24 protein-coding genes are annotated in these 26603 nt (G+C 73.6%); 17 read left to right on the plus strand and 7 right to left on the minus strand.

The annotated features are described in order from the left end of the window. Nucleotides 1-28 precede the first annotated feature (28 nt). On the plus strand, nucleotides 29-502 hold the full coding sequence (locus GPA10_RS05615) for a MarR family winged helix-turn-helix transcriptional regulator (protein ID WP_058845882.1): 474 nt from the start codon (nucleotides 29-31) through the stop codon (nucleotides 500-502). Nucleotides 503-762: 260 nt separating this feature from the next. Here the strand turns inward: GPA10_RS05615 and GPA10_RS05620 are convergent, their stop codons facing one another. The 3 genes from GPA10_RS05620 to GPA10_RS41615 form a co-directional block, all read right to left on the minus strand. Beyond that, entirely contained in the window at nucleotides 763-1542 is a 780-nt protein-coding gene (locus GPA10_RS05620; protein ID WP_157164494.1) for an SCO2400 family protein, read from the minus strand. Nucleotides 1543-1638: 96 nt separating this feature from the next. Continuing rightward, nucleotides 1639-3033: a PucR-like N-terminal domain-containing protein gene (locus tag GPA10_RS05625; protein WP_343040371.1), complete on the minus strand. Its 1395-nt coding sequence runs from the start codon at nucleotides 3031-3033 to the stop codon at nucleotides 1639-1641. Further along, nucleotides 3030-3191, minus strand: a complete 162-nt coding sequence (locus tag GPA10_RS41615) for a hypothetical protein (protein WP_198351510.1) — start codon at nucleotides 3189-3191, stop codon at nucleotides 3030-3032. Before GPA10_RS41615 ends, GPA10_RS05625 begins: the two co-directional genes overlap by 4 nt. 254 nt (nucleotides 3192-3445) lie before the next feature. Between GPA10_RS41615 and pgfA the strand changes: the two genes are divergently transcribed. From pgfA to GPA10_RS05675, 10 genes are all read left to right on the plus strand, one after another. Further along, the gene (gene pgfA, locus GPA10_RS05630; RefSeq protein WP_157164495.1) at nucleotides 3446-4474 is read left to right on the plus strand and encodes a cell envelope lipid trafficking protein PgfA; all 1029 of its coding nucleotides are present in this window, start codon (nucleotides 3446-3448) and stop codon (nucleotides 4472-4474) included. A 194-nt stretch (nucleotides 4475-4668) separates the two neighbouring features. Further along, nucleotides 4669-5859, plus strand: coding sequence for a glycosyltransferase family 4 protein (locus GPA10_RS05635; protein WP_157164496.1), 1191 nt, complete (start codon nucleotides 4669-4671; stop codon nucleotides 5857-5859). Continuing rightward, nucleotides 5856-6575: a class I SAM-dependent methyltransferase gene (locus GPA10_RS05640; protein WP_343040372.1), complete on the plus strand. Its 720-nt coding sequence runs from the start codon at nucleotides 5856-5858 to the stop codon at nucleotides 6573-6575. Before GPA10_RS05635 ends, GPA10_RS05640 begins: the two co-directional genes overlap by 4 nt. Then, a complete protein-coding gene (locus tag GPA10_RS05645; RefSeq protein ID WP_157164497.1) occupies nucleotides 6572-11020 on the plus strand; it encodes an alpha-(1->3)-arabinofuranosyltransferase in 4449 nt (1482 codons plus the stop codon). The genes GPA10_RS05640 and GPA10_RS05645 overlap by 4 nt, the downstream gene beginning before the upstream one ends. Further along, nucleotides 11017-12417: a condensation protein gene (locus tag GPA10_RS05650; protein ID WP_157164498.1), complete on the plus strand. Its 1401-nt coding sequence runs from the start codon at nucleotides 11017-11019 to the stop codon at nucleotides 12415-12417. The genes GPA10_RS05645 and GPA10_RS05650 overlap by 4 nt, the downstream gene beginning before the upstream one ends. Beyond that, nucleotides 12414-13196: a class I SAM-dependent methyltransferase gene (locus GPA10_RS05655; RefSeq protein ID WP_246258785.1), complete on the plus strand. Its 783-nt coding sequence runs from the start codon at nucleotides 12414-12416 to the stop codon at nucleotides 13194-13196. Before GPA10_RS05650 ends, GPA10_RS05655 begins: the two co-directional genes overlap by 4 nt. A gap of 14 nt (nucleotides 13197-13210) precedes the next feature. Then, the gene (locus GPA10_RS05660) at nucleotides 13211-14131 is read left to right on the plus strand and encodes a hypothetical protein (RefSeq protein WP_343040436.1); all 921 of its coding nucleotides are present in this window, start codon (nucleotides 13211-13213) and stop codon (nucleotides 14129-14131) included. Beyond that, a complete protein-coding gene (locus tag GPA10_RS05665; protein ID WP_058845887.1) occupies nucleotides 14131-14370 on the plus strand; it encodes a Trm112 family protein in 240 nt (79 codons plus the stop codon). Before GPA10_RS05660 ends, GPA10_RS05665 begins: the two co-directional genes overlap by 1 nt. Continuing rightward, complete coding sequence (locus GPA10_RS05670; protein WP_343040374.1) at nucleotides 14367-15191, plus strand: FkbM family methyltransferase; 825 nt, start codon at nucleotides 14367-14369, stop codon at nucleotides 15189-15191. The genes GPA10_RS05665 and GPA10_RS05670 overlap by 4 nt, the downstream gene beginning before the upstream one ends. Nucleotides 15192-15310: 119 nt before the next feature. Next, nucleotides 15311-15925: a hypothetical protein gene (locus tag GPA10_RS05675; protein WP_157164499.1), complete on the plus strand. Its 615-nt coding sequence runs from the start codon at nucleotides 15311-15313 to the stop codon at nucleotides 15923-15925. A 69-nt stretch (nucleotides 15926-15994) separates the two neighbouring features. Here GPA10_RS05675 and GPA10_RS05680 read toward each other — a convergent pair whose 3' ends face one another. Next, complete coding sequence (locus GPA10_RS05680) at nucleotides 15995-16450, minus strand: ATP-binding protein (RefSeq protein ID WP_246258787.1); 456 nt, start codon at nucleotides 16448-16450, stop codon at nucleotides 15995-15997. Nucleotides 16451-16548: 98 nt separating this feature from the next. After that, nucleotides 16549-17289 carry a GntR family transcriptional regulator gene (locus tag GPA10_RS05685; protein ID WP_343040375.1) on the minus strand — a complete coding sequence of 247 codons (741 nt, stop codon included), beginning with the start codon at nucleotides 17287-17289 and terminating at the stop codon, nucleotides 16549-16551. A gap of 76 nt (nucleotides 17290-17365) precedes the next feature. Between GPA10_RS05685 and GPA10_RS05690 the strand changes: the two genes are divergently transcribed. Further along, on the plus strand, nucleotides 17366-18478 hold the full coding sequence (locus GPA10_RS05690; RefSeq protein WP_343040376.1) for a DUF1152 domain-containing protein: 1113 nt from the start codon (nucleotides 17366-17368) through the stop codon (nucleotides 18476-18478). Nucleotides 18479-18604: 126 nt separating this feature from the next. Then, nucleotides 18605-18748 carry a hypothetical protein gene (locus GPA10_RS05695; RefSeq protein WP_157164501.1) on the plus strand — a complete coding sequence of 48 codons (144 nt, stop codon included), beginning with the start codon at nucleotides 18605-18607 and terminating at the stop codon, nucleotides 18746-18748. A gap of 72 nt (nucleotides 18749-18820) precedes the next feature. Here the strand turns inward: GPA10_RS05695 and GPA10_RS05700 are convergent, their stop codons facing one another. After that, nucleotides 18821-20422, minus strand: a complete 1602-nt coding sequence (locus GPA10_RS05700; protein ID WP_343040377.1) for an acyl-CoA synthetase — start codon at nucleotides 20420-20422, stop codon at nucleotides 18821-18823. Nucleotides 20423-20850: 428 nt separating this feature from the next. On the opposite strand from GPA10_RS05700, the gene GPA10_RS05705 reads away from it, so the two are divergent. Beyond that, nucleotides 20851-21246 carry a hypothetical protein gene (locus GPA10_RS05705; RefSeq protein ID WP_058845893.1) on the plus strand — a complete coding sequence of 132 codons (396 nt, stop codon included), beginning with the start codon at nucleotides 20851-20853 and terminating at the stop codon, nucleotides 21244-21246. A gap of 43 nt (nucleotides 21247-21289) precedes the next feature. Then, nucleotides 21290-21844 (plus strand): hypothetical protein, encoded by a 555-nt coding sequence (locus GPA10_RS05710; RefSeq protein WP_058845894.1) that lies wholly within the window; start codon nucleotides 21290-21292, stop codon nucleotides 21842-21844. Between the two features lie 39 nt (nucleotides 21845-21883). Here GPA10_RS05710 and GPA10_RS05715 read toward each other — a convergent pair whose 3' ends face one another. Then, nucleotides 21884-23155 (minus strand): MFS transporter, encoded by a 1272-nt coding sequence (locus GPA10_RS05715; protein WP_343040378.1) that lies wholly within the window; start codon nucleotides 23153-23155, stop codon nucleotides 21884-21886. A 293-nt stretch (nucleotides 23156-23448) separates the two neighbouring features. Between GPA10_RS05715 and mreB the strand changes: the two genes are divergently transcribed. Then, nucleotides 23449-24486, plus strand: coding sequence for a rod shape-determining protein (gene mreB, locus GPA10_RS05720; RefSeq protein ID WP_058845896.1), 1038 nt, complete (start codon nucleotides 23449-23451; stop codon nucleotides 24484-24486). 13 nt (nucleotides 24487-24499) lie between these two features. Next, complete coding sequence (locus GPA10_RS05725; protein ID WP_246258790.1) at nucleotides 24500-26530, plus strand: GAF domain-containing sensor histidine kinase; 2031 nt, start codon at nucleotides 24500-24502, stop codon at nucleotides 26528-26530. Nucleotides 26531-26603 lie beyond the last annotated feature (73 nt).

The raw sequence follows: 26603 nt of genomic DNA on the forward strand, positions 1-26603 counted from the left end.
TGTCAAGTATTTGGGTACGCTGGAGCGCATGGTCACCCAGAAGCCGGGCACCGACGACTCCCGGGCCGCCGCCTCCCGAACCGATCCGCTGACGCTCGAAGTCGTCGAGCTCATCGGCTCCGTCGTCGCGCGGTACTACGAGGAGTACGAGGTCGCCGCGGGCAAGCACGCGCTGACCGGCGCGCAGGCTCGGGTGCTCGGGCTCCTTTCCCTGGAGCCGATGCCCATGCGCCGCATCGCGCAGAAACTGAAGTGCGAGCCGTCGAACGTCACCGGCATCGTGGACCGCCTGGAGGCGCGCGGGCTCGTCGAGCGGCGCCCCGACCCGGCCGACCGACGCGTGAAGCTGGCGGCGCCCACTGAGGAGGGGCTCGACACCGCGCGCAGCTTGCGCGAGTCGCTGGACTTCGCGCGGGAGCCGCTGGGGGAGCTGTCGCGCGAGGAGCGGGTTTCACTGCGTGGGCTTTTGCAGAGGATGCTCGGCCAGGGGGGCGCCCCGTAGGGGGCGCGGGGAACTGCGCGGCCAACCCGACACAAGCCGCAGACGCATCTGCGTAGTCACTCGGCAGACGCGTCCGCGGCTTTTCCTGGGCTGAGCGCGCCGTTCCCCGCGCCCCTGACGGGGCGCCCCCTGAGGGGCGCGGGGAACTGCGCGGCCAACCCGACACAAGCCGCAGACGCGTGCGTCGAGCAACAGTGCAGACGCGTCTGCGGCTTCTTCGTGGCTGAGCGCGCAGTTCCCCGCGCCCCTGGCGGGGCGCCCTAGGTGCACCACCACAGGAAGCGGTCGCAGGTTTCGGACGGGGTCGGGGTCGGGGTGGGGTCGTTCGGGGGCTTCGTGGTGGAGGGGTGCGGGGACGGGTCCTGCGGGGGGCTCGTGGGGCGGTCGGACGTGGGGTCGGGTGCGGGGGCGTCGGAGGTTCCGCTTCCGGCGGATGCCGAGGGGGCCCCGCCGCCCTCCGGGCCCTGGCCGCCCTCCGTGTCCCCGGCACCCCGGCCCACGGGAGCACCGCTCCGGTCCTTGGCCTTGGTCTTGGTCTTGGTCTTGGTCTTGGACCTCTTGCTCCCGCCGGGACCGGCAATCGCGTCGGAGTCCGACGGCGACGGCGACCCCGACGAGGACACCGGCTCCGCCGTCGCCCCGGCGCCCGTGGTGGCACCGGCGCTCCCGGCCACGCCGTCCGGCGCCCCCTCGCGATCCTCCGCGGACGCGGCCCCCGGCCCCCGCGCCGCGGACTCCGTACCGAGTTCGGCGAGGCTCAGCCCGCCCGCGGCGAGCGCGACGCCCGCGGCGGTGAGGAGCAGCGTGCGCCGCCTGCGGCGGTGCTGGGCCGTGCGGCGGGTCCGCTCCCCGCGCCGCCCCCTGGCCGTGGTGCGCCCGGCGCCCGGCGCCCGCTCGTCGTCCGCCTCGTCGAGGGGGCCGGTCCCCTCCCGGGCGGCGACCGCCTCCGCGTACTGGCGACAGGCTTCGGCCGGGGTGCCGCACCCCGGGCAGGCGAGAGCGCCGTTGAGGTGCCTGTGGCACGCGTGGCAGTAGTCCATGAGGCATGGAGGCTAAGCGCCACGCCGATACGGAGGAAGCCGCAGCTGTGAATGTTGTGTGCGGAAGGAACGTCCACGGCGGGCGCGCCGCGCAGGTCAGGCCCGGCCCAGTCCACCCCGCAGCCTGCGCGCCCGCAGCACCAGCTCCAGCTCGAAGCGGCGGTCCGGGTCGTCGACCTCGTCGCCCCACAGCTCCCGTATCTGCCGCAAGCGGTAGCGCACCGTCTGCGGATGCACGCCGAGCCGCGCGGCCACCTCGGGGGCGCCGCCGCGCGTTTCCAGCCAGGCGAGCAGGGTCTCGGCGAGGCGGCGGCCGTGTGCGGGGCCGCAGTGGTCGAGGGGGGCCAGGCAGCGGCGGGACAGGTCCTCGATGAGTTCCTCGGGCTGGAGCAGGACGAGGGCCTCGGTGTGCTCGGTGCAGTACAGGACCTCACCGGAGGGCAGCAGTCCGCGCTCCATCAGGCCGACCGCCGCCTCGGCCCAGCGCAGCGACTTGGCGGCGTCGGCGAGCGGCACGGGCGGGCCGATGGCGCCGGACCAGCCGGTCATGGCGCGGCGGAGGAGTTCGGGGCGCCCCGCGGCCTCCGGTTCCGGTACGACCATGCGGGGCTGCTCGGCCTCCATGTCGAGCAGGACGCCCTCACCCACGGCGGGCGCGACGGCCTCGCGGGCGGGGCGCAGGAGCACGCCGACGGCGACGCGTTCGGGCAGTTGCCAGCCGACGCGGGCGGCGCGCTCGTCCAGGCCGTTCTCGGCGCCGAGCGCGGAGGCCGCCGAGGTGTCGGGGCGGCGCTCGGAGAGGAGCAGCTCCATGAGTTTGCGCTGGAGCCGCAGGCGTTCACCGGCCTGCCGGGCCGCGGCCTCGGCGTAGCCGCGTACCGACTGGTCGACCAGGCCGTCGAGATACTCGAAGCCGGACTCGGCCAGCTCGTACATGGCCGGCGGCGGGATCTCGGTCTGCTGGCCGATCTCGGCGAGGCGGCGCCAGGCGAGCCGGACGCCGAGGCGGTAGATGGCCTGGAGGGAGTCGAGGCTGCGGCCGTTCAGGCCCTCGCCGCGGCCGAACTCCTGGAAGACCTCCGGGTGGTAGCGCGGCCTGCCCTCGCGGGTCGCGAGCTGCTGGACGAAGCCCTCCAGGGCGCGGCGGATCCCGATGAGCGCCATGGGCTCGCCGGAGTCGTCGAGGACGACGGGCAGGCCCGGGTACTCGGCGCGGATCTCCCGCAGGATGTCGTGGGCGAGCGCGGGCACCTCCTCCAGGGCGAGCGCGGCGAACCGGCGCACCTGGAGCGGCGGCACGTCCCGCCAGGCGGAGCGCGCGGGGGCGGCGGCCCGGTCGGGGTCCTGGGCCGAGCCCGTGCCGGGGGCCTGGACCGAGCCCGCGTCGGCGTCGGGGGCCTGGGCAGGGTCCCGGCCGGAGCCCGGTTCCTCGGACATGCCTGCCGAGGCGTCCGCGGGGACGCTTCCGGAGATCGCGGCCACGTCGCTCACTGCTCCTGCTGGTCCCGCGCGGGCGTCTCGTAGTGCACGAGTGGCCGGTTGGGCTGGTCGGGCGTGGCGTTGAGGAGCGCGACGATGCCGAGCGCGGCGCCCACGGCGAGCAGCGCGGCGACCGCGACGGTCAGCGCGGCGGCGAACAATCGGTGCATACGAGGATCAGCCTCTCTGCTGGAGGTCGTCCCCACACCCTGCCCGCAGGTGCCCAGTGTCGACAACGCATTGACACTGCGTCAAGGGTCCGCCTAGCGTTCGCGACCCATACGGGTCAGTAACCCCGTCGTAACAGCGCCGCACTCTTTCGGACAATCCGGCGGCAACCGCACCACAGCAACCATCCAACTGCTGAGTAATTCAGCACAGTTGACCGATCGTCCCCTGTTCGCCCTCATGGCAGGAGCGCCGGATGACGCGCCGCACAGCCTCGCCCTTGTCCCTGGTCCTGCTCGGCCTGGGCGCCTTCTTGCTGGTCCTGGCCCCGCTTTTGGCCTGGTACGTGGAGCCGCGCGCCAAGCGCACCCCCATCGACGTCGACCAGATCACCGTGTTCCGGGGCACAGGCAGCTATTTCGACACCGAGAAGATCAAAACCGTCCACGACCAGCGTCTGACCATCACGCGGCAGGTGCGCGGCGACGTCGCGGACAGCAACAAGAAGCGCGCGGTGTGGGACGTGTCGACCTCCGTGGACCCGGACAAATCGCTCCCCGCGGCGGACCCGCACGACTCGCTCCAGTGGACCCTGGAACGCTGGGTCACCGACCGGAGGACGAACAAACCGGTGCACTGCTGCGGCGAGGAGCCTCACTTCGAGGGCGAGGCGTACCTGAAGTTCCCCTTCGACGTCGAGAAGCGCACCTACCTGTGGTGGGACAACACGCTCGGCGCCACCGTGCCGCTGACCTACCGCGGCCCGAAGAAGATCCAGGGCTACGAGGGCTACCGGTTCACCGGCACCGTGAAGGCCACGAAGACCGGGACCCGGCAGGTGCCGGGGCGCCTCGTCGGCCTGCGCCAGGGCCAGGTGCTCGCCGAGGAGTGGTACGCCAACCACGGCATCGAGCTGGTCGCCGACAAGCGCACGGGCCGGATCATCTACGCCGCGATCGGCCCCCGCAAGACGCTGCGGGCCCCCGGCGGCAAGAAGGACCGCACGGTCCTGCTCGACAGCCGGAGGATCGGCTTCACCAAGAAGACCCAGCAGGAGCAGGTGGACCTCGCGGACGACGACAGCTCACGGCTGAAGCTGGTGGGTACGACGCTGCCCCTGGTGTCCGTCCTCGCCGGCGGGGCACTCGCGCTCGCGGGCGGCGTCCTCGTCGCCCGCGGCCGCGGGGCGGGCAAGGACGGGCCCCGCGGGGGCGGCCGGGGGCCGGATCCGATGGGTCCACATTCCGATACGTCCCCGTCCGCCCTGCAACACAGCACGATGTGATGAGACGTCAGGTCTAAGAAGGGCCGAAATTGTCACCCCGGTGAGTAGCCGCGCCCTTCGGTGACACGAAAACTATCCACACCATCAACGCAGTGTCCCCGCACAGTCCCCGCACCACCGGGCCTCACCCCGGGCTGTTCGATCCTCCCTGGTCACCCCCACAGTTCCGCACCCCGAGACGAGTTGGAGCACCGATGCCCCAGCACGTGCCGTCGTCGCTGCGCCCGGCCGCACCGCGGCCCGCGCGGCCCCTTCCGGCGCTCCCCCCACAGCCGCGCCGGATCGCCTTCCTCGCCCGCCGCGACCTGGGCAACCCGGCCGCAGGCGGCTCCGAACTCCTTGTCGACCGACTGGCCGAAGGCCTGACGGGCCACGGCCACCAGGTCACCCTGCTGTGCGGCGGCCCGGCCGCCTACCGCGACTACCGCGTGGTGTCCGCGGGCGGCGACCTCGGCCACTACCTGCGCGCCCGTTCGGCCTTCACCCGCCAGATCGGCGACTGCGACCTGCTGGTCGAGGTCTGCAACGGCATGCCCTACCTCGCGCCGCTGTGGCACCGCGGCCCCACGGTCTGCCTCGTCAACCACGTCCACACCGAGCTGTGGTCGATGCGCTTGAAGGGCCCGCTGGCCCCGGCCGCGCGCCTCGGCAGGCGCCTGGAGCACTGGGCGCTCGCCGGTGCGCAGCGCGGCAACCTCCTTGTCGCCGTGTCGCCGTCGACCGCGACGGCGCTGCGGGACCTCGGCGTCGACCGCGACCGCATCCGGGTCGTGCACAACGGCGTCGAGGAGCCGGGCCCGCTGCACGAGCGCGCGGACGAGCCGCTGTTCCTCGCCATGGGCCGGCTCGTCGAGTACAAGCGCGTCGATCTGCTGCTGCGGCTCTGGGAGCGGGTCCGCCCGGTCACCGGGGGGCGGCTCGTGATCGTCGGTGACGGGCCCGAGCGGGCTCGCCTGGAACGGCTCGCGGGCCCCGGTGTGCAGTTCACCGGCCATGTGACGGAGGCCGAGAAGCACCGGCTGCTGTGCGCGTCGTGGCTGCTCCTGCACCCCTCGGCCGTCGAGGGCTGGGGCCTTGTCGTCACCGAGGCCGCGGCCCGCGGGACGCCCGCCATCGGCTTCGACGTACCCGGTGTGCGCGACTCGATAGAGGACGGTGTGACCGGACTGCTCGCGGGCGGCGAGAGCGCGTTCGCCGCGGCCTGGTGCACGCTGGCGCTCAGCGCCGAACGGCGCCGGTCCTTCGGCAAGGCCGCGGCGGAACGTGCCGCCTCCTTCCGCTGGGCGAACACCGTGCGCCAGTTCCGCGCGGTGGCCGCGGAGGCCGTCGCCGCCCACGAGCCGTCGGTGAAGCCGCCGGTCGAGCCCGCGAAGGGGTCCGCGTGAAGGACCCGTCGCTGCGCCGCTCCGCGACCCTGTTCCGGGCCTTCCTGCGGGAGCAGCAGGAGCCCGAGCGGTGCTACGCGCTGCTCGCCCGGGACGCCGCCGACCAGGTCGAGCGGCATCTGCCCGTCAGGGACCGGGTGGTCGTCGACGTGGGCGGCGGCGGAGGCTACTTCACCGAGGAGTTCCGCAGGCGCGGCGCGCAGGCCTACCTCTTCGAACCCGACCCGCGGGAGCTGGGCGTGAAGCCGCCGGAGGGCGCCGTGGTCGCCGACGGCTATCTGCTGCCCCTCGCGTCCGGCGTCGCCGACGTCACGTTCTCCTCGAACGTCCTGGAGCACGTCGACGACCCCCAGACCTTCCTCAGCGAGATGGTGCGCGTCACCCGCCCCGGCGGCCTGATCTATGTGGCGTTCACCAACTGGTACTCCCCCTGGGGCGGCCACGAGTGGGCGCCCTGGCACTACTTCGGCGCCGAGCGGGCCCGCGCCCGCTACGAGCGCCGTACCGGAAGAACCGCCAAGCACACGCTCGGCGAGAACCTCTTCGTCCACCACGTCGGACCCACGCTCAGACAGGTGCGGGCCCGCGACGACGTGCGCGTCGTCTCGGCCCGCTCCCGCTACTGGCCGTTCTGGGCCGAGACGGTGGCGAAGGTGCCGGGTGTGCGCGAAGTCGCGACCTGGAACCTCCTCCTCATCCTCAGGCGGTGTCCATGACAAGGACGGTCCAGGCCCCTCCGCCGGCGGCACTCAAGCCGACGGCGGCCGATCCCGAGCCGGAAGGGGGGCCGCGCTCACGGCGCTGGCTCCTCGGGTTCTGGGCCGTGGTCCTCGTATGCTTCCTCGCCGTCAAACCGGGGCGGATGACCTTCGACACCAAGCTCGGTGTCGCCGTCGACCCCTGGCAGTTCCTCTCCGACCTGGGCCAGCTCTGGCACGACCGGGGCGGCTTCGGCGGCATCCAGGACCAGTACATCGGCTACGCCTTCCCGATGCTGCCGTTCTACGGCCTCGCGGACGCCGTGCGCCTCCCGGTGTGGCTGGCCGAGCGGCTGTGGATGTCGCTGATCGTCGCGGTCGCCTTCTGGGGCGCGCTGCGGCTCGCGGAGCGGCTGCGGATCGGCAGCCACGGCTCGCGGCTGCTCGGCGCGGTGGTCTACGCGCTGTGGCCGACGTTCACCGTGGTGGTCGGCTCCACGTCCGCCGCGGCGCTGCCCGGCGCGTTCCTGCCGTGGGTGCTGCTCCCGCTCACCAACGACCGCGTGACCGCGCGGATCGCGGCGTTCCGCTCGGCCCTGTTCATTCCGTTCATGGGCGGTGTGAACGCGGCCTCGACGCTGGCGTCGCTGCTTCCGGTGGCCCTGTTCCTGCTGTCGCGGCCGAACGGGCCCCGCAAGCGCAAGCTGATCACCTGGTGGGTGCCGGGCGTCGTCCTGGCCACCGCCTGGTGGGTGGTGCCGCTGCTGCTGCTCGGCCTCTACGGCGAGAACTTCCTGCCGTACGTGGAGAACGCGGCCACCACGACCGGCACCATGTCGGCCACCGAGACGCTGCGCGGCGCCGGCAACTGGGTCGCGTACCTGCACTTCGGCGAGGCCTGGCTGCCCGCCGGGTGGACCGTGGCGACGGCGGTCGTCACCATCGTCTGCTCGGCGTTCGCGGCGGGCATCGGCCTCGCCGGCCTCGCCCGGCGTGATCTGCCGGAGCGGCGCTGGCTGGTGCTCACGGCGCTGTCCGTGGTGCTGCTGACCCTCGCCGGGTACGGCGGCGCCTTCGGCGGCCCGTTCCACGGCACCGTGCAGGACTGGCTGGACGGCGCCCTCGTACCGTTCCGCAACATCTACAAGTTCCAGACCGGGCTCGCGCTCGCCCTCGCCTTCGGGCTCGCGCACCTGGCGGGCGTCGCGGCGCGCACGCGCGGCGCCGGGCCGGTGCGGGGGCGGCGGTACGCGCCCCTGGTCGCGGCCGTCCTGGTGCTCCCGGGGCTCGCCTGGCCGTATCTGAACGGCTCGATCCTCCAGCCCGGTTCGTTCAAGAAGCTGCCGGACCACTGGGACGCCACCGCCGACTGGCTGGACAAGTACTCCCCCGACTCGCGCGCCCTGGTCGTGCCCGCGACCGCGCACGGCATCTACACCTGGGGCTCCCCCATCGACCAGCCCCTGGACGTGCTCGCCGAGTCCCGCTGGGCGCAGCGCGACTACGTGCCGTTCGGCACCAAGGGCAACCGGCGCGCCATGGACGCCGTCGAGCAGGCCCTGATGACCGGCGGCCAGGTGCCCGGCCTCCAGGACTATCTGACCCGGGCCGGCCTCTACTACGTCGTCGTCCGCAACGACCTCGACCCCGACCAGGTCGGCTACGTCCCCACCGCGACCGTCAAGCGCACCCTGGAGCAGTCCGGGTTCAGGAGGGTCACCGGGTTCGGGCCGACCATGACCGGCGGCAGGATCGCCGACGACACCCCCGTCCAGGTCGAGGGCCTGTACCCGCGCCAGCGCGCGGTGGAGGTCTACGCGCCGGGCAAGGGCGCCGAACGTCCGGGCCAGGCCGCCCTGAAGCCGGTGTCCAACACGGCCGTGGTCAGCGGCGGGCCCGAGGCGCTGCTCCCGCTGTCCGCCGACCCCGAGATGCGGGACCGGCCCGCCGTGCTCACCGGCGACAACCACCCGGGGCTCGGCTCGCCGCCGGGGCTCCAGGCGGTCGGTGACGGCCTGCGGCGTGCCGACACGCGCTTCGGCCTGGTCAACACCAACACGTCGTACCCGTACACCAAGAACGAGAAGAACGCCCCCGACGCGGCCCAGGACCCCGGCGCGAAGCCGCGCCAGATCCTGCCCATCAAGGGCGTGCGGCACCAGACGACGGCCGAGCTGCGCGGCGCGAAGTCGGTGACCGCCTCCTCCTACGGCAACTGGCTGTTCCACCTGCCGCAGTACGACCCCGTGAACGCCTTCGACGGCAACCCCGACACGGCCTGGGCCGAGGGCGGCACCGGCAGCGGCGACGACGAGTGGATCAAGGCGGAGTTCCGGAAGCGGACCGCGATCCCGTCGTCGGTCAAGGTGACGCCGCTGCCCCAGGGCGGGGTGCGGTCCGCGCCGACGAAGGTGCGCGTGGAGACCGAACAGGGCAGCGCCGTCTCGTATCTGCGGGGCGACGGCTCCACCCAGCGCGTCAAGGCCAAGGCGGGCGACTCGGACTGGCTGAAGCTGACGATCCTGGAGACGGAGGCCGCGAAGGACGGCCTCACGGGCGCCGGGTTCGCGGAGATCGGCGTTCCCAAGGTGCAGGTCACCAGGTTGCTGCGGATGCCCGCCGACGTCGCGGGCACCGAGGGTGCCGACGCCGACGCCACGACGTACTCCATGCACCGCTCCGCCGACCAGAGCGGCCTGTCGCCGGTGACCGCGGAGAACGGGCTGCACCGCCGCTTCACCACGACGTCCGACGGCAGCCACAAGGTGCGGGCGAGCGGCGTCGCGGTGCCCGGCAACGCCCTCGACGAACTGCTCTACAAGGTGGCGCCCGAGCAGCGCCGGCAGATCGTGGCGAGCGCCGACTCCACGTCCGACCTGGGCGGGCTCTCGGCGCGCAACCTCACCGACGGCGACCTGACGACCGCGTGGATCGCCGGTGACCGTCCGGTCGTCCATCTGCGGTGGCCCGGCAAGGTGCCCGTCGGCCACGTCGTGCTGCCGCCCGCGGGCGGCCTGTCCACCCGGCCCACGCAGATCGAGATCAGCTCGCCCGACGGCGCGGCGACGGCCGGGGTCGACGAGAACGGCAACGCCCGCTTCGAGCCGATCACCACCGACCGCCTCGACATCACGATCACGGACACGGCGCCGCTCACCCTGCACAACCCGATCGCCGACAAGAAGCTGCAACTCCCCGTGGGCCTCACCGAGGCCTACGTCCCGGCGCTCGACCGGTTCCGCACCAAGCAGCCCAAGTTGGACCGGCCCTTCGAACTCGCCTGCGGCGAGGGCCCCGCGGTGTCCGTCGACGGCAAGCTGTACGCGACGAGCGCCGAGGGCACCGTGCGGGACCTGGTGGAGCGGCGGCCCGTCGACCTCACCCTGTGCGACGACAACGAGCCGCTGACCTCGCTCGACCTCACCGCCGGGCAGCACACCGTGGAGGCGGGCGACGGCGGCCCGCTCGCCGTCACCGACGTCAGCCTCACCCACGGCACCCCGGGCAGCATCGACTCCGCGACCCGGGAGCTGAGGACCAAGGACTGGCTGGGCGACCGGCGCGAGCTGACCGTCGGCTCGGGCGCCGCCTCGTACCTGACGACGTACGAGAACGTCAACGACGGCTGGAAGGCCACCCTCAACGGCAAGGAGCTGCGCTCCGTGCGGCTCGACGGCTGGCAGCAGGGCTGGCTGGTCCCGGCCGGCGGGGGCGGCACCGTGAAGCTGACCTACGAGCCGTCCACGGCGTACGAGGCCGGCGTCATCGGCGGCGGTGCGGGCGTCCTCGCCCTGGTCGCCCTGGTGTTCGTGCGCCGCCGCGACCCGAACCCGGACGGGCCCGACCTGGCGCCGCCCGCGCCCGGACTCGTGCTCGGCACGGTGGCGCTGACCCTCGTCGGTGTGGTCGTCGCGGGCTGGTTCGCGCTCCTGGTGCCCGCGCTCGCCCTGCTCGCCTGGAAGCGGCACGCGCTGCTCGTGCCGCTCGCGTTCCTCGCGATGGCCGCGGCGGGTGTCGCCGCGGCGACGGGCGCGGGCGAGACCGCGACCACGGACGAGGGCGCCTTCGGGCACACGGCGCAGGCCCTGGCATTCGTCGCGCTGTTCGCCGCCCTGGTGGGCGGGCGGGAGCCGGTGGCCGGGGCCGGGGCGGACGGGTCAGGTGGGCCCGGCGGGGCGCCCCTCGCCGGAGCCGGTGGTGCCGGAGCCGGTGACGGCGCGGGAGCCGGAGCGCCGGAGGCGTCGTTGAACGCTCCCCCGTACGCGACGAGTCCCGACCCCCTCCACAAGGACCCGCCCGAGCAGGGAACCGACCCGCGGCCGGGCGCCCGCCCCGGAGCGGGCACCGGCCCGGCCGGGCCGCGGGACCCCGGCCAGGAACAGCCACCCGACGAGGGCACCCGCCGGATACGGGGCAGGCGTACGGGGCAGGAACCCCGCCCGGGAGAGGACAGCGCACCATGACCGCCCTGGAGAACCCGGCACGGCGTGCGGACGGACCCGGCCGCCCGCCGCGCCGGGTGCCGTTCCCCGTCGTCGACGAGGTCTCCCGGCACTGCCGGCAGGAGCAGGAGCCGGAGACCGTCCACATCGAGGTGCACCTGCCGGGCACCCCCGACCCCGAACGCCTGCGGACGGCCTTCGGCGAGGCCCTGCGACGCCATCCGCGGATCCTCGTACGGGAGGCACGCGGCCCCTGGTACCGGCGGCGCTACGAGTGGGAACTCACCGACGGGCCCGACGTGGAGGTGGTGGCCTTCCCCGCGCCCGAGCGGGACGCGCTGAAGCGGGCCAGGGAGCGCTCGCTGCGCGACGCGCCGCCGCTCACCGCGTCCCCGCCGATCCGCCTGGAGGTCGTCGCCGACCCGGAGGGCGAGCACGGCGCCACCGTCCTGTTCCTGACCATCAACCACACCGCCCTCGACGGCCCCGCCTGTCTGCGGGTCCTCGCCACCGCCGCGGAGCTGTACGGGGGCCGTGACAACGCCCCGGCGGCGCCCCCGACCCGTGCCCCCGTGCCCGCCGACGCGTCCCGCGCGCCCGAACAGCGGGCGGGCGGCGCGGGATCGCCGTGGGCGGCGCCCGCCCGGGTGGCGCACGGCACCCCCGAGACCGCGCCCGGCAACGGGATGCTGGTCGTCGAGCTGCCGGTGCCCCGCCGCCCGAAGGGCGCCCCGTACACCGTCAACGACCAGCTCATGGTCGCGACCGCCCTGATGATCGCGCACTGGAACCGGGAGCACGGCGCGAAGCCGAAGCCGCTGCGCATCACCATGCCCGTGGACGACCGCCCGCGGGACATGTCGATGCCCATCGGCAACGGCACCCGGCTCGTCGAAGTGCCTTTCGCAGCGCCCGAGTTGCTGCCGAGGGGTTCGGGTGGCGGCGCGGGCGGGCCCGAGGAGCTGCGGCCCGAGGAGATCCTGGAGCTGCTGCGCCGCACCTCCGACCGGACCCGTGCCCTCAAGGCCCTCTCCCGTCCGCAGCTCGGCCACGGCGCCGCGCTGCTCACGGCGCCCGTCGTCCCGGTGGCGCTGCGGGCGGCCCTCACCCGCGGGCTGCGCAGGGCCGCCGCGCCCTGGACCTCCACGACGCTGCTCAGCAACATCGGCCGGGTGCCCTACGCCCTCGACTTCGGGGACGCCGGGGCCGCGACCGCGGTGTGGTTCTCCGCGCCCGCGCGGATGCCGCGCGGCCTGACCGTGACGACCGCGTCCACCGCGGGCCGCCTGCACCTGGCCCTGCGCTGGTCGCGGACGCTGCTCGGCCACGGCGACGGGGCCCGCCTGCGCGACCTCTTCGAGCACTATCTGCACGCCACGCAGGACCTCCACCCGACCACGGAGGGCGGCGGCTCATGACGGCTGTCACCGGCACCACACCCCACACCGAGGAACCCACACCCCCCACCCACGAACCCGCGCGCCCGCCCCACCTGCGGGACTTCTACGAGAACCCGGCCGTGCCCGTCGCGTCCGGCGACGCCCGCAGTCTGCGCCAGGCCCGGATGCTCGCCGACGCGCTCGGCCCGGCCACGCGCGGCGCCCGCGTCGTCCTCGACATCGGCTGCGGCGACGGCAGCGCGGCCCGGGTGGCGGCGCCCCTGCTCGCCGGGCACCGTGTCGTCGGCGTCGACTGGTCCCAGGACGCGCTGCGCCGCGCGGGTGGCCATCTGCCGTACGTCGTACGCGGCGAACTCGGCGACGGGGGGCTGCCGTTCGCCACCGGCTCGGCGGACGCGGTCCTGTTCAGCGAGGTCATCGAGCACCTCGTCGACCCCGACAGCGCGCTCGACGAGCTGCGCCGGGTGCTGCGGCCGGGCGGACACCTGATGCTGTCCACGCCCAACCTCGCCGCCTGGTACAACCGCGGGCTCCTGCTCGCGGGCGTGCAGCCGGTGTTCTCCGAGGTCAGCCTGCGCGGTATCCACGGCCGCCCCGGCCGTGAGGTGGTCGGGCACCTACGGCTCTACACCGCCCGCGCGCTGCGGGAGTTCGTCGCCGCGTCCGGCTTCGACGTCGTCAAGGTCGCGGGCGCGCCCTTCCACGGCGTGCCACGACCGCTGCGCGCCCTGGACCGGCTGGCCTGCGCCGTGCCGGGCGCCGCCTCCATCCTGCTGCTGCACGCGCGGAAGGCGTAGCCGTGTGGTGGGGGGTGGCCGCGGCGCTGTTCGCGAACCTGCTCTACAGCACCGGGTTCGTCCTGGAGAAGCGGGCCCTGACCGCGATGCCGTCGGTCAGCGTCAGACAGCCCGCCCGGCTGCTGCGCCAGGTGGTGTCGAGCCCGCTGTGGATCGGTGGTTCCCTCGCCCTCGCGGCGGGCTTCGGCGCGCAGCTCGTCGTCTACCGGACGCTGCCGATCGCGGCGGCCCAGGGCATCTTCGTCTCCGGGCTCGTGCTGCTCCTGCTCCTGTCGGCGGTGCTGCTCGGCGAGCGGACGTCGGGCCGTGAGCGGTACGCGGTCGGCGCGATCCTCGTCGCCCTGCTGATGGTCGTGCTCTCCCTGAAGGAGGGCACCGACACGGTCGGCAAGGACGCGCCCGCGCCGCTCGTCCTCACCGTGTGCCTGCCGTCGCTCGCGCTCGGCCTGTGGCTGTACGCGTCCGCGGAGCGCCGTACGCGCAGCAGGCACCGGCAGCCCACGACCGGCGTGGAGTACGGCGTGGCCGTCGGGCTCCTGTACGGGGTCAGCTCGCTGGCGATCAAAGGGGTGTCCAGCCACCTCACCTCCGACGGGATCGGCGGCGCCCTCGTCGACCTGCTGCGCTCCCCCTACCCCTATCTGCTGCTGTGCACCGGTGTGTTCGGCCTGATCATGTCGCAGGCGGCGCTCCAGCGGTGCCGGGCGTCGCTGATCGTGCCGGTGTGCACGACGGTGACGTCGCTGTTCACCGCGGTCCTCGGGACGCTCGCGTTCGGTGAGGCGCTGCCCGGCGACCCGGTGCGGCTCGCGCTGCGGGTCTCGGGGACGGCGCTCGCGGTGGCGGTGCTCCTGGTGATGCCGAAGCACGACCCGCCGCCGCCCGCACCCGCCACCACCGAACCGGCCCGCGCCCCCAAGGAGTTGACGCCCTGATGAACCCGGACGACCCGCTGCTGAGGATCCTCGCCTGCCCACTGGACAAGGGCCCCCTGGTCCTGCTCGAACCCGAGGACCCCGTCCTCGACGGCGCCTCCCCCGAACAGGCCCTCTACAACCCGCGGCTGCACCGCCGCTACCCGATCGTCGACGGCATACCGCAGCTGCTGCCCTCCTCCGGTGAGCAGATCCCGGAGGACGAGCACGAGCGCCTCCTGAAGCGGATCACGCCGTGACGGGCCGCCCCCGCAGGACCCTTGCCGCCCGTGTCGCGCCCCGGCTGCCGACCCGGGCCGTGGCCGCCGCGGCCAGCCTCGTCTACCCGCGCTTCGAACCCGAACTGGCCCGCCTCGACGACCTCTGCCCGCCGGGCAGCGGCACCGCCGTGGACGTCGGCGGCTGGTACGGGCCCTGGTCGCGCCGTCTCGCCGGCAGGGCGCGCCGGGTCGTGGCCGTCGAGCCGGTCCCGCACCTGGCGGACCTGCTCGCGGCGGTCACGCCCGCCAACGTCCGGGTGGTCCGGGGCGCGGCGGGCGACCGCGACGGATCGGCCCGGCTGTGGCTGCCGCACGGCGACCGGGGCGACCGGGGCGTCTCCTCGCTGGTGCGCAGGGACGACGTGCACGCGAGCGCCCTGGACGTGCCGTGTCTGACCCTGGACGGGCTCGGCCTGCGCGACGTCGACTTCATCAAGATCGACGTGGACGGCAACGAACTGCCCGTCCTGCACGGCGCCCACACCCTCGTCGACCGGGACCGGCCCGCGCTCTTCGTCGAGCTGGAGTGCCGCATCCAGCCCGTCGCACCGGTCGTCGACCACCTCACCGACGCCCACGGCTACCGCGGCTGGGTGCTGCCGGACGACACCTGGGTGCCCCTGGACGCCTTCGACCTGGAGACCCACCAGCGCGCCACGTCGCACGTCGTCACGCAGGGCCTGCTGCGCCGCGTCCTCACCCCGCGGCGGCCCCGGTACGTGAACTCCGTGCTCTTCCTTCCCGACGGGCGGCGCCCCGGGGACCGGGCGGTGCGCGACGATGGAGCGTACGCCCGCTAGCTCCGCGGACGGGCGGGGCCCCGGGGGACCGGGCGATGCGCGACCATGGGGCGTATGCCCGCTAGCTCCGCGGACGGGCGGGGCCCCCGGGGACCGGGCGATGCGCGACCATAGAGCGCATGCCCGCCAGCTCCGCCGCCGGACCCGGATCCGGCTCCCCCGCGCCCTTCACCCCGCTCGGCTTCCAGCTGGTCCTGCTGCGCCGCATGGCCGACCACAACCCGGACCTCGTCGAGGACGCCCGGCGCGAACTCGGCGTGTCCGTCGCGGACATGCGCGAGGCGAACCGCCGCTGGCAGGCGATGCTGCACGCCCGCGGCGGCCGCGCGGCCGTCTCCCGCTACCGCTCCGTCCTCGGCCCGCCCGAGTCCTCGACGCCCCGGCGCATCGGCGACCTGGAGTGCGAGGCCCTCCTGTGGCCCGTGCCGCTCTGGCCCGACCTGCGCTTCGAGGTCCTCCTCGGACCGAAGTCCGCGGTGTGGAACGAATGGCTGGTCCGCGCCCCTGGCGCCCCGGGCCCCACCCTGCGCACCACCGCCGACCTCACCCCCTGGTCCTGCACGGTCGACGAGACCGCCCGCGCCTTCGCCCCCGCCCGCCCCCTGGAGGGCACAGCACCGACCCGCTGGCGCCTCGCGTTCACCGTGCCGGACGCGGGGACGGGGGAAGGGCGGGAGTGTGTCGCGGAGTTCACTTGGGGATTGTTGCAGCGCGTTTCTTGGGGCGCAGGATGACGGGGCATGTGCCGATCAACACTCTGTGAGGGATTTCAGACGCATGCCGAAAAGGCGGCAAGGCCGACCTCACAAACCTGGCTGCCTGGGTTTGAACGCCTGCCGCATGACGAACACCACCACCGTTCCCCCGTAGGCACTCGGACCGGACCACCACTCGTCGGCCAATTCGTCCACCAGCAGCAACCCGCGACCATGAGCCTCCGTGACGTCCGGGGAGCGCATACGAACGTGCGCTGGGCAGCCGGAGTTGTGCACGTCAACACGCAGGGCATCGCCGACGCGGTACCAGCGAACCCGTACCAGCCAGGGCTCGTCGACCGCCCCGTACAGGACGGCGTTGGTGACCAGCTCCGAGAGCATGAGGACGCAGTCGTAGCCCGAGCACATGAGTTCATAGGGCTCGGTGAACTTCCGGTACCAGCGGCGCGCCCGGCCAACCGACTCGGGGATGGGGTGCAGCACCATTCCGCCGAGCAGTTCAGGGGCGGTGCCGTTGCTGGATGGGCCGTCGATACGCGTCATTGCATCACCCTCCTGATGAAGTGGCCTTAGCCACTTTCAAGGAGAGTGGCATTAGCCACCTCAAGCAACAAGGGCTTCCATAGAAGCGGCCGTGCTCTTTACCCCAACGGGTACCCCTGCTCGAACGCCCAACGTCCCGGCGGATACACCGCCTCAACGAATTCCAGAGGTCGGTCCTGAAGGTCGTACACGACGTGATGAACCACCAACACTGCGGCAGGCAGCCGTAGAACGAGTTCAGCCGCCTCGTCCTCAGTGGCCAGCCGAGAGCAGAAGCGGTCCTCGCCATAGCTGCCGCGTCGGCCACAGACCTCCTCGACGTATCGGACTGTGCCCTCACGAATCCGTTCGGGCTCGAGGAGCCGTGGCGCCCTGCGCCCCAACTCGGCAGGAAACCACGAGGTGGACGCCTCGACTGGCGAGTCGCCCGAGATCGTCACCCGGTGCCGCTGCACCGCCCGGCGATGACCGCCCAGCTCCAGAGCCTCCGCTACGTGGTCCGGGGCTTCGGCATATCCGGCCGAGGCGATCACTGCGTACTCGTTGGGGCCGTAAATCCGACCAGTCCGACGGGCCCGCCCGTACCGCTCACGCGCCCGCCGGTGCACCTGCTGATCGCGGACGTACGTTCCGGAGCCCCGTCGCTTCTCGACCAGACCCTGATGACGAAGCGCCTCCAGCGCTCGGGCCGACGTCGGCCGCGAGACGTTCCAGTCCGCCGCCAACTGCCTTTCGGAAGGAACCTCATCGCCAGGGTTCAGGTCGCCTCGCAGGATCTGATCCCGGATGTACTGCGCGATCTGCAAGTACTTGGGCAATGCCTCAGCGATCTGCGGCACGCAGCCCTCCTGTCAACTGGCCAATACCACCGGCCACTATAGGTATGAGGGCCCACATCGCCCCTACGCTGGCCCCGTGAAACGACTGATCGTGGCAGCCGGAGGCGGCGGCGACGCGGTGGCCGCCGCGATGCTGCACGCGGCCCTCTACCGCGACGACCGATCTCCGGCCCTGATCCTGACCTACTCGTGGGACCGTCTGCTCATCGACCCCGCGCCGGGGCCCCGCTCGTCCGCGGACTTCGTCGGCCTGCGCGAGCTCACGCCCCACGTCCGGGCGGTGCCCGGCACAGCGGCTCTGAAATCCTCCCACGCCGCGACGCTGCCGCGGCTGGCGGCCGAACTCCCGCACACCTTCGCACTCATCGACCCGTACGCGGGGGCGACCGGTGTCACCACCCAGATCGACGCGCTGACACGGCACTTCGCCCCCGAGTCGATCGATCTCCTGGACGTGGGCGGAGACATCCTCGCCCACGGGGACGAGCCGACGCTCCGCAGCCCGCTGGCCGACGCCCTCACTCTCGCCGCATGCGCCCGCGCGGAGTCCGGCCGCCGAGTCCGGCTGCTGGTGGCGGGCCCGGGCCTGGACGGTGAGTTGCCCGCGGACACCCTCCGTACGCGCCTCGGGGCAAGGGTTGCCACGTTCACCCCCGCCGACGCCGCCGAGGTCGCCCCCGTACTGCGCTGGCATCCGTCCGAAGCCACCGCTCTTCTTGCCGCTACTGCTGCGGGTGCCCGGGGGCTGTGCGAGGTGCGTGACGCCGGTCTTCTCGTACCGATGACAGCTGAAGGGCCCATCGTGCACGAGGTGGACCTGTCGTCGGCCTTCGCCGCGAATCGCCTCGCGCAGGCGCTCGCCGACACCACCTCTCTCACCGAGGCCGAAGAGCACTGCCGACACGTGTGCGGCACCTCGGAGATCGATGACGAGCGTGCCAAAGCCCGGAGGCGGTCCGTCCGGGAAAGGGAGGGCGGGAAGTTCATCCCCGATGTCGAACTCACAGCCCGGGTGAGCGAGTTCGCGAGCAGGGCGCTCGCCAGGGGCGCCACCCACGCCACAGTCCGCCGCCTGACCGAAGCCCTGCGGCTTTCCGAAGGAGCCCGGCAGCGGCTCGTCGAACTGCTCGCGGAGGAGGACAGTGGGCTGCCGCCGTCCGTACGGGCGTTGGGGATGTGGGCCAAGTAGGGCCCGGGCAGCAAAGTCGCGTGTCCGTATCGTGGCTTTTCGGGATGTTCGTCTAGTCTGGAGTCCGGCAGCGCGCTGATCCGTCCAGCCCATCCACCCCGGCCGGTACAAGGGAGAGGGTCAGACATGGAAGTCGACTACACCATCCCCGCACTGGACATCCGCATCGGCGGATTTCGTATGACTCTGCAGCGTCTCCCCCTGCGGTTCCTCGCGGCCGTGGGAACGTTCGGCGGTTCGGCGCTCGCCGCTTGGTTCACCACTCGCTGACGACGCGTTCCGGACGGGCTGAGGGAATCAGCCCGTCCGGGACCCGGGTGGGGAGCCGACAGGCCCGAAGGGTCAGTCGTCGGCCAGTGAGCGCTTCAGGACCTTGCCCATGTCGTTGCGCGGAAGCGCCGCCACGTAGTGGACGACCCGCGGCCGCTTGTGCGGGGCGAGGCGGGTCGCGACGTGGGCGGCGAGGGCTTCGAGGGACGGCGGGGCCGTCGGGTCGGTCGGTGCGATCCAGGCGACGACGCGTTCGCCCAGGTCGGGGTCGGGTTCGCCGGTGACGGCGGCCTCGCGGACACCGTCGAGTTCGAGGAGCGCGTTCTCGATCTCCCCCGCGCCGATCTTGTAGCCCCCGCTCTTGATGAGGTCCGTCGCCTTGCGGCCCACGATGCGGACGTAGCCGTCGGCGTCCCGTACCGCCATGTCGCCGGTGCGGAACCAGCCGCCGGGGGCGAACGCGGCGGCGGTCGCGTCGGGGCGGTTGAGGTACTCCGTGAACAGGTTCGGGCCGCGGACCTGGATCTCGCCCACCGCCTCCGGGTCGTCGCCGGGGAGTTCGGCGTCCGCCTCGTCCACCAGGCGGAGTTCGACACCGGGGAGGGGGACGCCCACCGTGCCCGCCCGCGGTTCGCCGTCCGCCCGGACGCTCGTGTTCATGAGCGTCTCCGTCATCCCGTACCGCTCCACGACGCGGCGGCCCGTCGCCGACGTGATCCGCTCGTGGTCGTGGACGGGCAGCGCCGCCGAACCCGACACGAGCAGCCGCGCGCCGGACAGCGCCTTCACCAACTCCGGTTCGTCCGGCAGGGCTTCGGCCACACGGTGGTACATCGTCGGGACGCCGAACATCATCGTGGCCCCGGCGGCCAGCTCCCGCGCCACGCCCTCGGTGCTGAAGCGGCCCAGGTGCCGCAGCGAGCCGCCCCGGCGCAGCGGGCCGAGGACGCCCAGGATCAGCCCGTGGACGTGGAAGAGGGGGAGGCCGTGGACGAGCACGTCGTCACCGGTCCAGTCCCACGCGTCCGCCAGCGCGTCCAGGGTGGTGGCGAGGGCGCGGCGCGGCAGGACCACGCCCTTGGGCGGGCCCGTCGTCCCCGAGGTGTAGACGATCAGGGCGGGGGTCTCGGCCCCGACGGGTTCGGGTGCGGCGGCAGCCGGGAGCGGCGCGGCAGCGTCCGCCGGTCCTGGTTCCGCCGCCTCCGCCGGACCCGATTCCGCCGCCTCCGCCGGACCCGATGCCGCCGCGTCCGCCGGACCCGATGCCGCCGCGTCCGCCGGACCCGATGCCGCCGGATCCGCCAGGTGTACGTCCACCCGCGGCAGCCCCGTCAACCGCTCGGGCAGCGCCACCCCCTCGGCCGCGAGCACCGCCGACGGCTCGCAGTCCCGCACGATGTGGTCCAGCTCCGCCTCGCCCGACTTCGGGTTCAGCGGCACGGCGGGCACCCCGGCCAGGAGCGCCGCCACCACGCCCACCGCCGTCTCCAGGGTGGGGGTCGCCCAGACCGCCACGCGGGCGGCCCCGGCCGCGGTGAGGCGGGCCGCCAGTGCGCCTGCCGCGGCGGCGAGTCCGGCGTACGTGAGGGAGTGGTCGCCGAAGCGCAGGGCTGGGGCAGCGCCTGTCGGGCCGGCCGGGGCCGTCAGGGCGGGAAGCAGGGGCTCGGGTTCCACGTGTCGTACTCCTCATGTCTGCTGGTGTGTTCTGCGCGGGCACGGTCGCTCGACGCGAGCGTCACCTCGCTGCACCGGAAGCCACCGCACCCCCTGCCAATCTGTCCACCGGCCCGCCCTCGCACGCCCCCGGCCGCGACCTCGCCGTCGCCGTCCTGAACCGGTCGGCGCCAAGCGCGTGGGACAGCGGCAGCGGACGGCGGTCGCCCGGTGTGCGGACCTTGCGGTCGGAGTGCAGACTGTGACTGGCGACGCCGGCCATTTCCAGGCCGGTGGTGCGCGAGCGCGCAATGCACCAGGCGCGCAGTCACAGCCCCTCGCTGTTTCCCCCGGACGCCTCCGAACTGCACTGGACAGAAGCTGTCCATGTCACTTGGCGTCCAGGACCAGTCCTCGAACGAGAACGAATTGAGAACGAAGGGAACGCCATGCCCATCATCGACCCGAACGCCAAGAAGGACGACGGCCCCAAGCTCCCGCCCGGAGTGAGTGAGGGACGGAAATCCGTCCACCTGGAGGCATACACCGGCAGGGGGAGCCTCATCGCGGGCAAGGGCCGCTTCCTGGCCAAGGGAAGGCTGACCACCACGGACGGGCAGCCCATCGCGGACGCCACCCTCGAGTTCCACATCAAGGGCGACAACACGCTCTACGACACGGTGGACACCGACCGCGACGGATACGCCGAGTACGACACCGCCCAAACACTCACCGATGTCCAGGGCATCCTCATGGGCGGCCTGAGCGGGTACACCATTCGCTTCGCCGGCAATCCGACGTTCAAGGCGGCGACAGCCGAGGGCGCCATCCACGTCACCGCATGACCGGCCGGAACCCGAGCCGGCCCCGCGTCACAGGGAGAACAGGATGAAGGAGCAAGCCCCCACGGCCGCCGACACGGCGTTCGAACCGATCGAGAACTTCATCAAGGACAGTGACTTCCGCCAGCCCGCGGCGTCGAACAAGAACGGGGACCAGCCGTACCTGGAGGTCGTCGCGCCGGAATACCTCGGGGCCTGGCAGGTGGAGGACGGGGAGGCGCTCATCTGTTCGGCGACGATGACCCGGTCGAACCACCAGGCCATCGACATCGGCTGCGCGGTCCTGACGCAGGACTTCGACCCGCCGAACGGCAGAGCGGTCGAGATCACCTGGATGCACAGCAAGAACACGGACCCGTCGGTCCAGGGGAAGGCCCCGCAGTCCTACGGGGCCACCGTCCTGGATCCCAGCGGCCAGGTGGTGGCCGAGGGCACGTACCAGCCGAGCAGCAGCACCTTCAATCACATCCCGGCCGCCCAGGCGCTGAGGTTCACCGTCACCAGCGGTGCCTCCTACGTCCTCCGGTTCGAGGGCAACTCCAGCACCACCGGCGGCGCGATGATCTACCAGGTCCTGGGCCAGGCAGCCCCCTCGTCCTGAGGGGCCGACCCGTGCGGGGGGCGTGAGCGGGGGCGCGGCTCAGGCCTCCGGCGCCCGCGCGTCGTACCGCAGGAACGCCCGCCACCGCGTCACGAGCAGCCCCACCGTCACCACGCACAGCGTGCCGCCCCCGACGATCGCCACCCCGGGCGACACGGCCTGTCCGACGGCCCCGGCCAGGAAGTCGCCGAGCCGGGGGCCGCCCGCGACGACCACGATGAACACGCCCTGGAGGCGCCCTCGCATCGCGTCGGGCGTGGCGGTCTGGAGCATCGTGTTGCGGAAGACCATCGAGATCATGTCGGAGCAGCCCGCGAGGGCGAGGAAGAAGACGCCGAGCCACAGGTTGCGGGTGAGGCCGAACACCGCGATCGCCGTGCCCCAGGCGGCCACCGACAGGACGATCGCGAGGCCGTGCCGCCGGATCCTGCCCTGCCAGCCGGAGAACACCCCGCCGAGCAGCGCGCCCACCGCGGGCGCCGCGGCGAGCAGTCCCGCGGTCCTCGCGTCGCCGCCGTACCAGACCACGGCGACCGCGGGGAACAGCGACCGCGGGTGCGCGAACACCATCGCGCACAGGTCGGTGAAGAAGGTCATGCGCAGGTTCGGGCGGGTGGCGAGGAAGCGCAGGCCGTCCATGACGGAGGCCCGCCGCCGCCTGCCCGCCGCCCCGGGGGCGGCCGTTCCCGTCCCCGGCCCGTCGTCGGGGCGTTCCGCGGCCTCCGGGCGCATCGGGGGCAGCCGCCACATCGCGTACAGCGCGGCGGTGAACGCCACCGCGTCGATCACGTACGCCGACTGGTAGCCCCACAGGCCCACGAGGACGCCGCCCAGCATCGGGCCGACGGTGGTGCCCGTCGTCAGCGTGACGGAGTTCAGGGCGTTCGCGGCGGGGAGCTGCTCGGGCGGCAGCAGGCGGGGGATCATCGCGCTGCGGGCCGGGCTGTTCAGCGCGCCGCACATCGACTGGAGCGCGACCACGCCGTAGAGGAGCCACACCCGGTGGAAGCCGGCGAGCGCCGCGGCGGCGAGGGCGAACGACAGGGCGCACAGGCCAGCCGACGAGTACAGGCCCACCTTGCGGCGGTCCAGGGTGTCGGCGATCGCGCCCCCGTACAGGCCGAAGGCGACCAGGGGGACGAGGGTGAACAGACCCACGAGGCCCACGGCGAGGCTGGACCCGGTGATGTCGTACACCTGGAGGGACACCGCGAGCGCCGTCATCGCCTGGCCGGTCCAGGAGACGGTGCTGCCGATCCAGAGCCGCCGGTAGTCGGCGGAGGTGCGCAAGGGGGTCAGGTCGGCGAACACGCGCCGCCTGCCCGCGGGCGGCTGCGGGCCCGGCGGCGGTGGCGGTTCGTCCGGCTCGCGTCGCTCGACCCGTTCGTCAGGTGTGTCCTCTGCCGATGCTCGTGTCACAAGGGATGCTAACCGGCGGCCCCCGGCCGGGGTTTCACCCGCACGGCGGCACCCCGCCCGGCCCAGCCCGGCGTGCGCCCCGCCGCCCGCGGCCGCACGATGCGAGACAGGACCGTCGGCCGACGGTCCTGTCCCGGACCACCGCCCGGCGGTCCGCACGGTCTGTGCTCTCGGGAGGATCCGCCATGACCGTCAGCCTGGAACAGCTGCGCCGCTGCCATATCGCCGTCGACCTCGGGGCCGCGCGCACGCGGGTGTTCGTGAAGGGCGCGGGCCTCGTCGTCGACGAGCCGAGTGCCGCCGCCGTGAACACGCGGACCGGGGCGCTGATCGCGGTGGGCCAGTTCGCGGAGCAGATGACGGGGCGCACTCCCGGATACATCCGGGTGGTGCGGCCGGTGTCCGGCGGCACCGTCGTCGACATCGAGATGTGCCAGCGGATGCTGCGGCATCTGCTCGGCGAGAAGCTGCGCCGTACGCTGCGCCGCAAGCCGCGGCTGCGGGCGGCGGCCTGCGTCCCGCACGACGCGGACCCGCTCGCGCGCCGGGCCGCCGTCGAGACGATGGTGGGGCTCGGCGCCCGCCGTGTCGAGCTGGTCGACACGCTCATCGCCGCGGCGGTCGGCTGCGGGCTGCCCGTGGAACGGCCCGAGGCCACCATGATCCTGGTGTGCGGGGCCGCCACCACCCAGGTCGCGGTGCTCTCGCTCGGTTCGATCGTGACGGCCGAGCGGATTCCCGTGGGGGGCGAGGCCATCGACCACGCGATCGTGCAGCACCTGCGGCACCAGCACGAGCTGATGCTGCCGTCGCAGTCGGTGCGCCCGCTCCAGCTCGCGCTCAGCGGCAACGGTCTGACCCCGCACGGTCCCGAGTCCACGGAGATCCACGGCAGGGACGTGGCCACCGGTCTGGCCCGCTCGGTGCACGTGGACACCGCCGCCGTGCGCGACGCGATCCACACGCCGCTGACCGCCGTGCTCGACGGCATCGGCAAGGTCCTGCGGGACTGCCCGCCCGACCTGGTGGCCGACCTCGCGGACCGCGGGATCATGATGGTCGGCGGCAGCGCGCTGCTCCCGGGCCTCGACCAGATGCTGGTGAACGCGACGGGCATGCCCGTGCGCATCGCCGAGCGCCCCGACGTGTGCGCGGTGCTCGGCCTCGGCGCGATGCTCGACGGCAAGATCCAGCCGCTGGGTCTCGACCCGCTGGCGGGCTGAGGACGCGGGCCCCATGAGCGACGGCGCCGGGCCGCCGCTGCCGGTCCTCCTGGACGCGGTCCTGAGCGTCGGCACCGAACTCGAAGTCGAAGCCACGCTCCAGCACATCGTGGAGGGCGCGGTACGCCTCACCGGGGCCCGGCACGGCACGCTGCGGGTCGCGGGCGGCGGGGAGCGGGACGTGTTCACGGCGGGCGGGGACACCGCGGGCCCCGCCCCCCTGAGCGTCCCCGTCGTCGTGCAGGAGGAGGAGTTCGGGACCCTCCACCTCACGGCCGGGGCGGGCGGGTTCACGGACGGCGACCGCGGGCTGCTGCGGATCCTCGCCGGGCAGGCCGGGATCGCGATCGCCAACGCCCGCCTCTACGAGACCGCCCGCCAGCGCGAACGCTGGATCGAGGGCGCGGCGGCGGTCACCACGGCCCTGCTGACCGGCGAGGCCGCCGCCGACGCCCTGATGACGGTGGCCCAGCAGGCCCGACTGCTCGCGGCCGCGGCGGCGGGCGTCGTCCTACAGCCCACGCCCGCCGGCGGCATGACGATCGTGGCGGCGGCGACGGATGAGACGGGGGGTGGGGCTGGGGTCAGCGCTGGGGCTGGGGTTAGTGCCGGGGCTGGGGCCGGGACCAGCACTGGGGCCGGAGCCGGGACCAGCACTGGGGCCGGAGCCGGGACCAGCACTGGGGCCGGGGCCGGCATCGAGGCCGAAGCCGAGACCAGCGCCGGGGCCGAGGCAGATGCCACCGCCGGGACAGGCGCCAGCGCCGAGACCGGAACCGGGCCGGGTGCCGGGGCCGAAGCCGGTATCGGCACCGAGGCCCTAGCCGGGGCCGAGGCAGGTGCCACCGCCGGGACAGGCGCCAGCGCCGAGACCGGAACCGGGCCGGGTGCCGGGGCCGAAGCCGGAATCGGCACCGGGGCCGGAGCCGATACCGGGGCCGGAGCCGATACCGGAGCCGGAACCGATGGCAGAGCCGGAGCCGATGGCGGAGCCGGAGCCGATGGCGGAGCCGGAGCCGAGGCCGAAGCGGGAGCCGAAGCCGCTATCGGCACCGAGGCCCTAGCCGGGGCCGAGGCCGGGGCTAGGGCCGGAGCCGCGAGTGGCGGTGGTGCCCCCGGCGACCCCCCGCCCAAGCGCCGCAGGCACCCCGCCGAACCCCCGCCCGAGCGCCGCAGGCACCCCGCCGCCGCCGCGCAGAACGACCTCATCGGCACCACCATCGAGCCCGGCAGCGCCGTACTCGAACAGCTCCTCGGCGGGGAGCCGGTGTTCATCGAGGACTCGGCGACCGACCCCCGGATGACTACGCACGTACGGTCCCGCTTCGGGCCGAGCATGATGCTGCCGTTGCAGGCCGGCGGCCGTCTCATCGGCACCCTCGCTCTGCCGCGCCGCCGCGGCGACCCCGCGTACACGGCGGTGGAGCGGCTCCTCGCCACCCAGTTCGCCTCGCAGGCCGCACTCGCCCTCGTGCTCGCCGACGCCCAGCAGTCCCGGCAGCGCCTCGCCGTCTTCGAGGACCGCGACCGCATCGCACGCGACCTGCACGACCTCGTCGTACAGCGGCTGTTCGCGACCGGCATGATGCTGGAGTCGACGCGCCGCAGGGCCGGTTCGGCGCCCGTGCAGAGCGCCCTCGACCAGGCGGTGGACGAGCTGGAGTCCACGATCCAGGAGGTGCGGACCGCCATCTTCGCCCTCCAGCAGCCGCCCGTGGAGGCGCCGACCACCTTGCGCGGGAAGGTGCTCAAGGAGACGGCGGGCGCCGCGGCGGTCCTCGGCGTGCAGCCGTCCGTGCACTTCACGGGCGCACTCGACACCCGCGTCACGGAACCGGCCGCGGGCCGCCTGGTGGCGGCCCTGCGCCGGTCCCTCGCCGCGACCGCCCGCCGCCCCGACGTCACCCGCGTCGACGTCACCGTCGACGCCCGCGCCGCACTGCCGGACGGCAGGACGGGGGTCCGCCTCACGGTGTACGACGACGGCGAGACGGACGGCGTGAGCGCGGGCACGACGGTGACGTGGCAGGCACCGGTCACCTGACGTCGCCAGCGCCGGCGCCAGTGCCTACGACGGCGACAGCGACAGCGAGGCGGCGGCAAGGCGGCAGGACGCG

Origin of the sequence: Streptomyces typhae (assembly GCF_009755605.1) — a bacterium.
In the GTDB taxonomy this organism is placed as follows: domain Bacteria; phylum Actinomycetota; class Actinomycetes; order Streptomycetales; family Streptomycetaceae; genus Streptomyces; species Streptomyces typhae.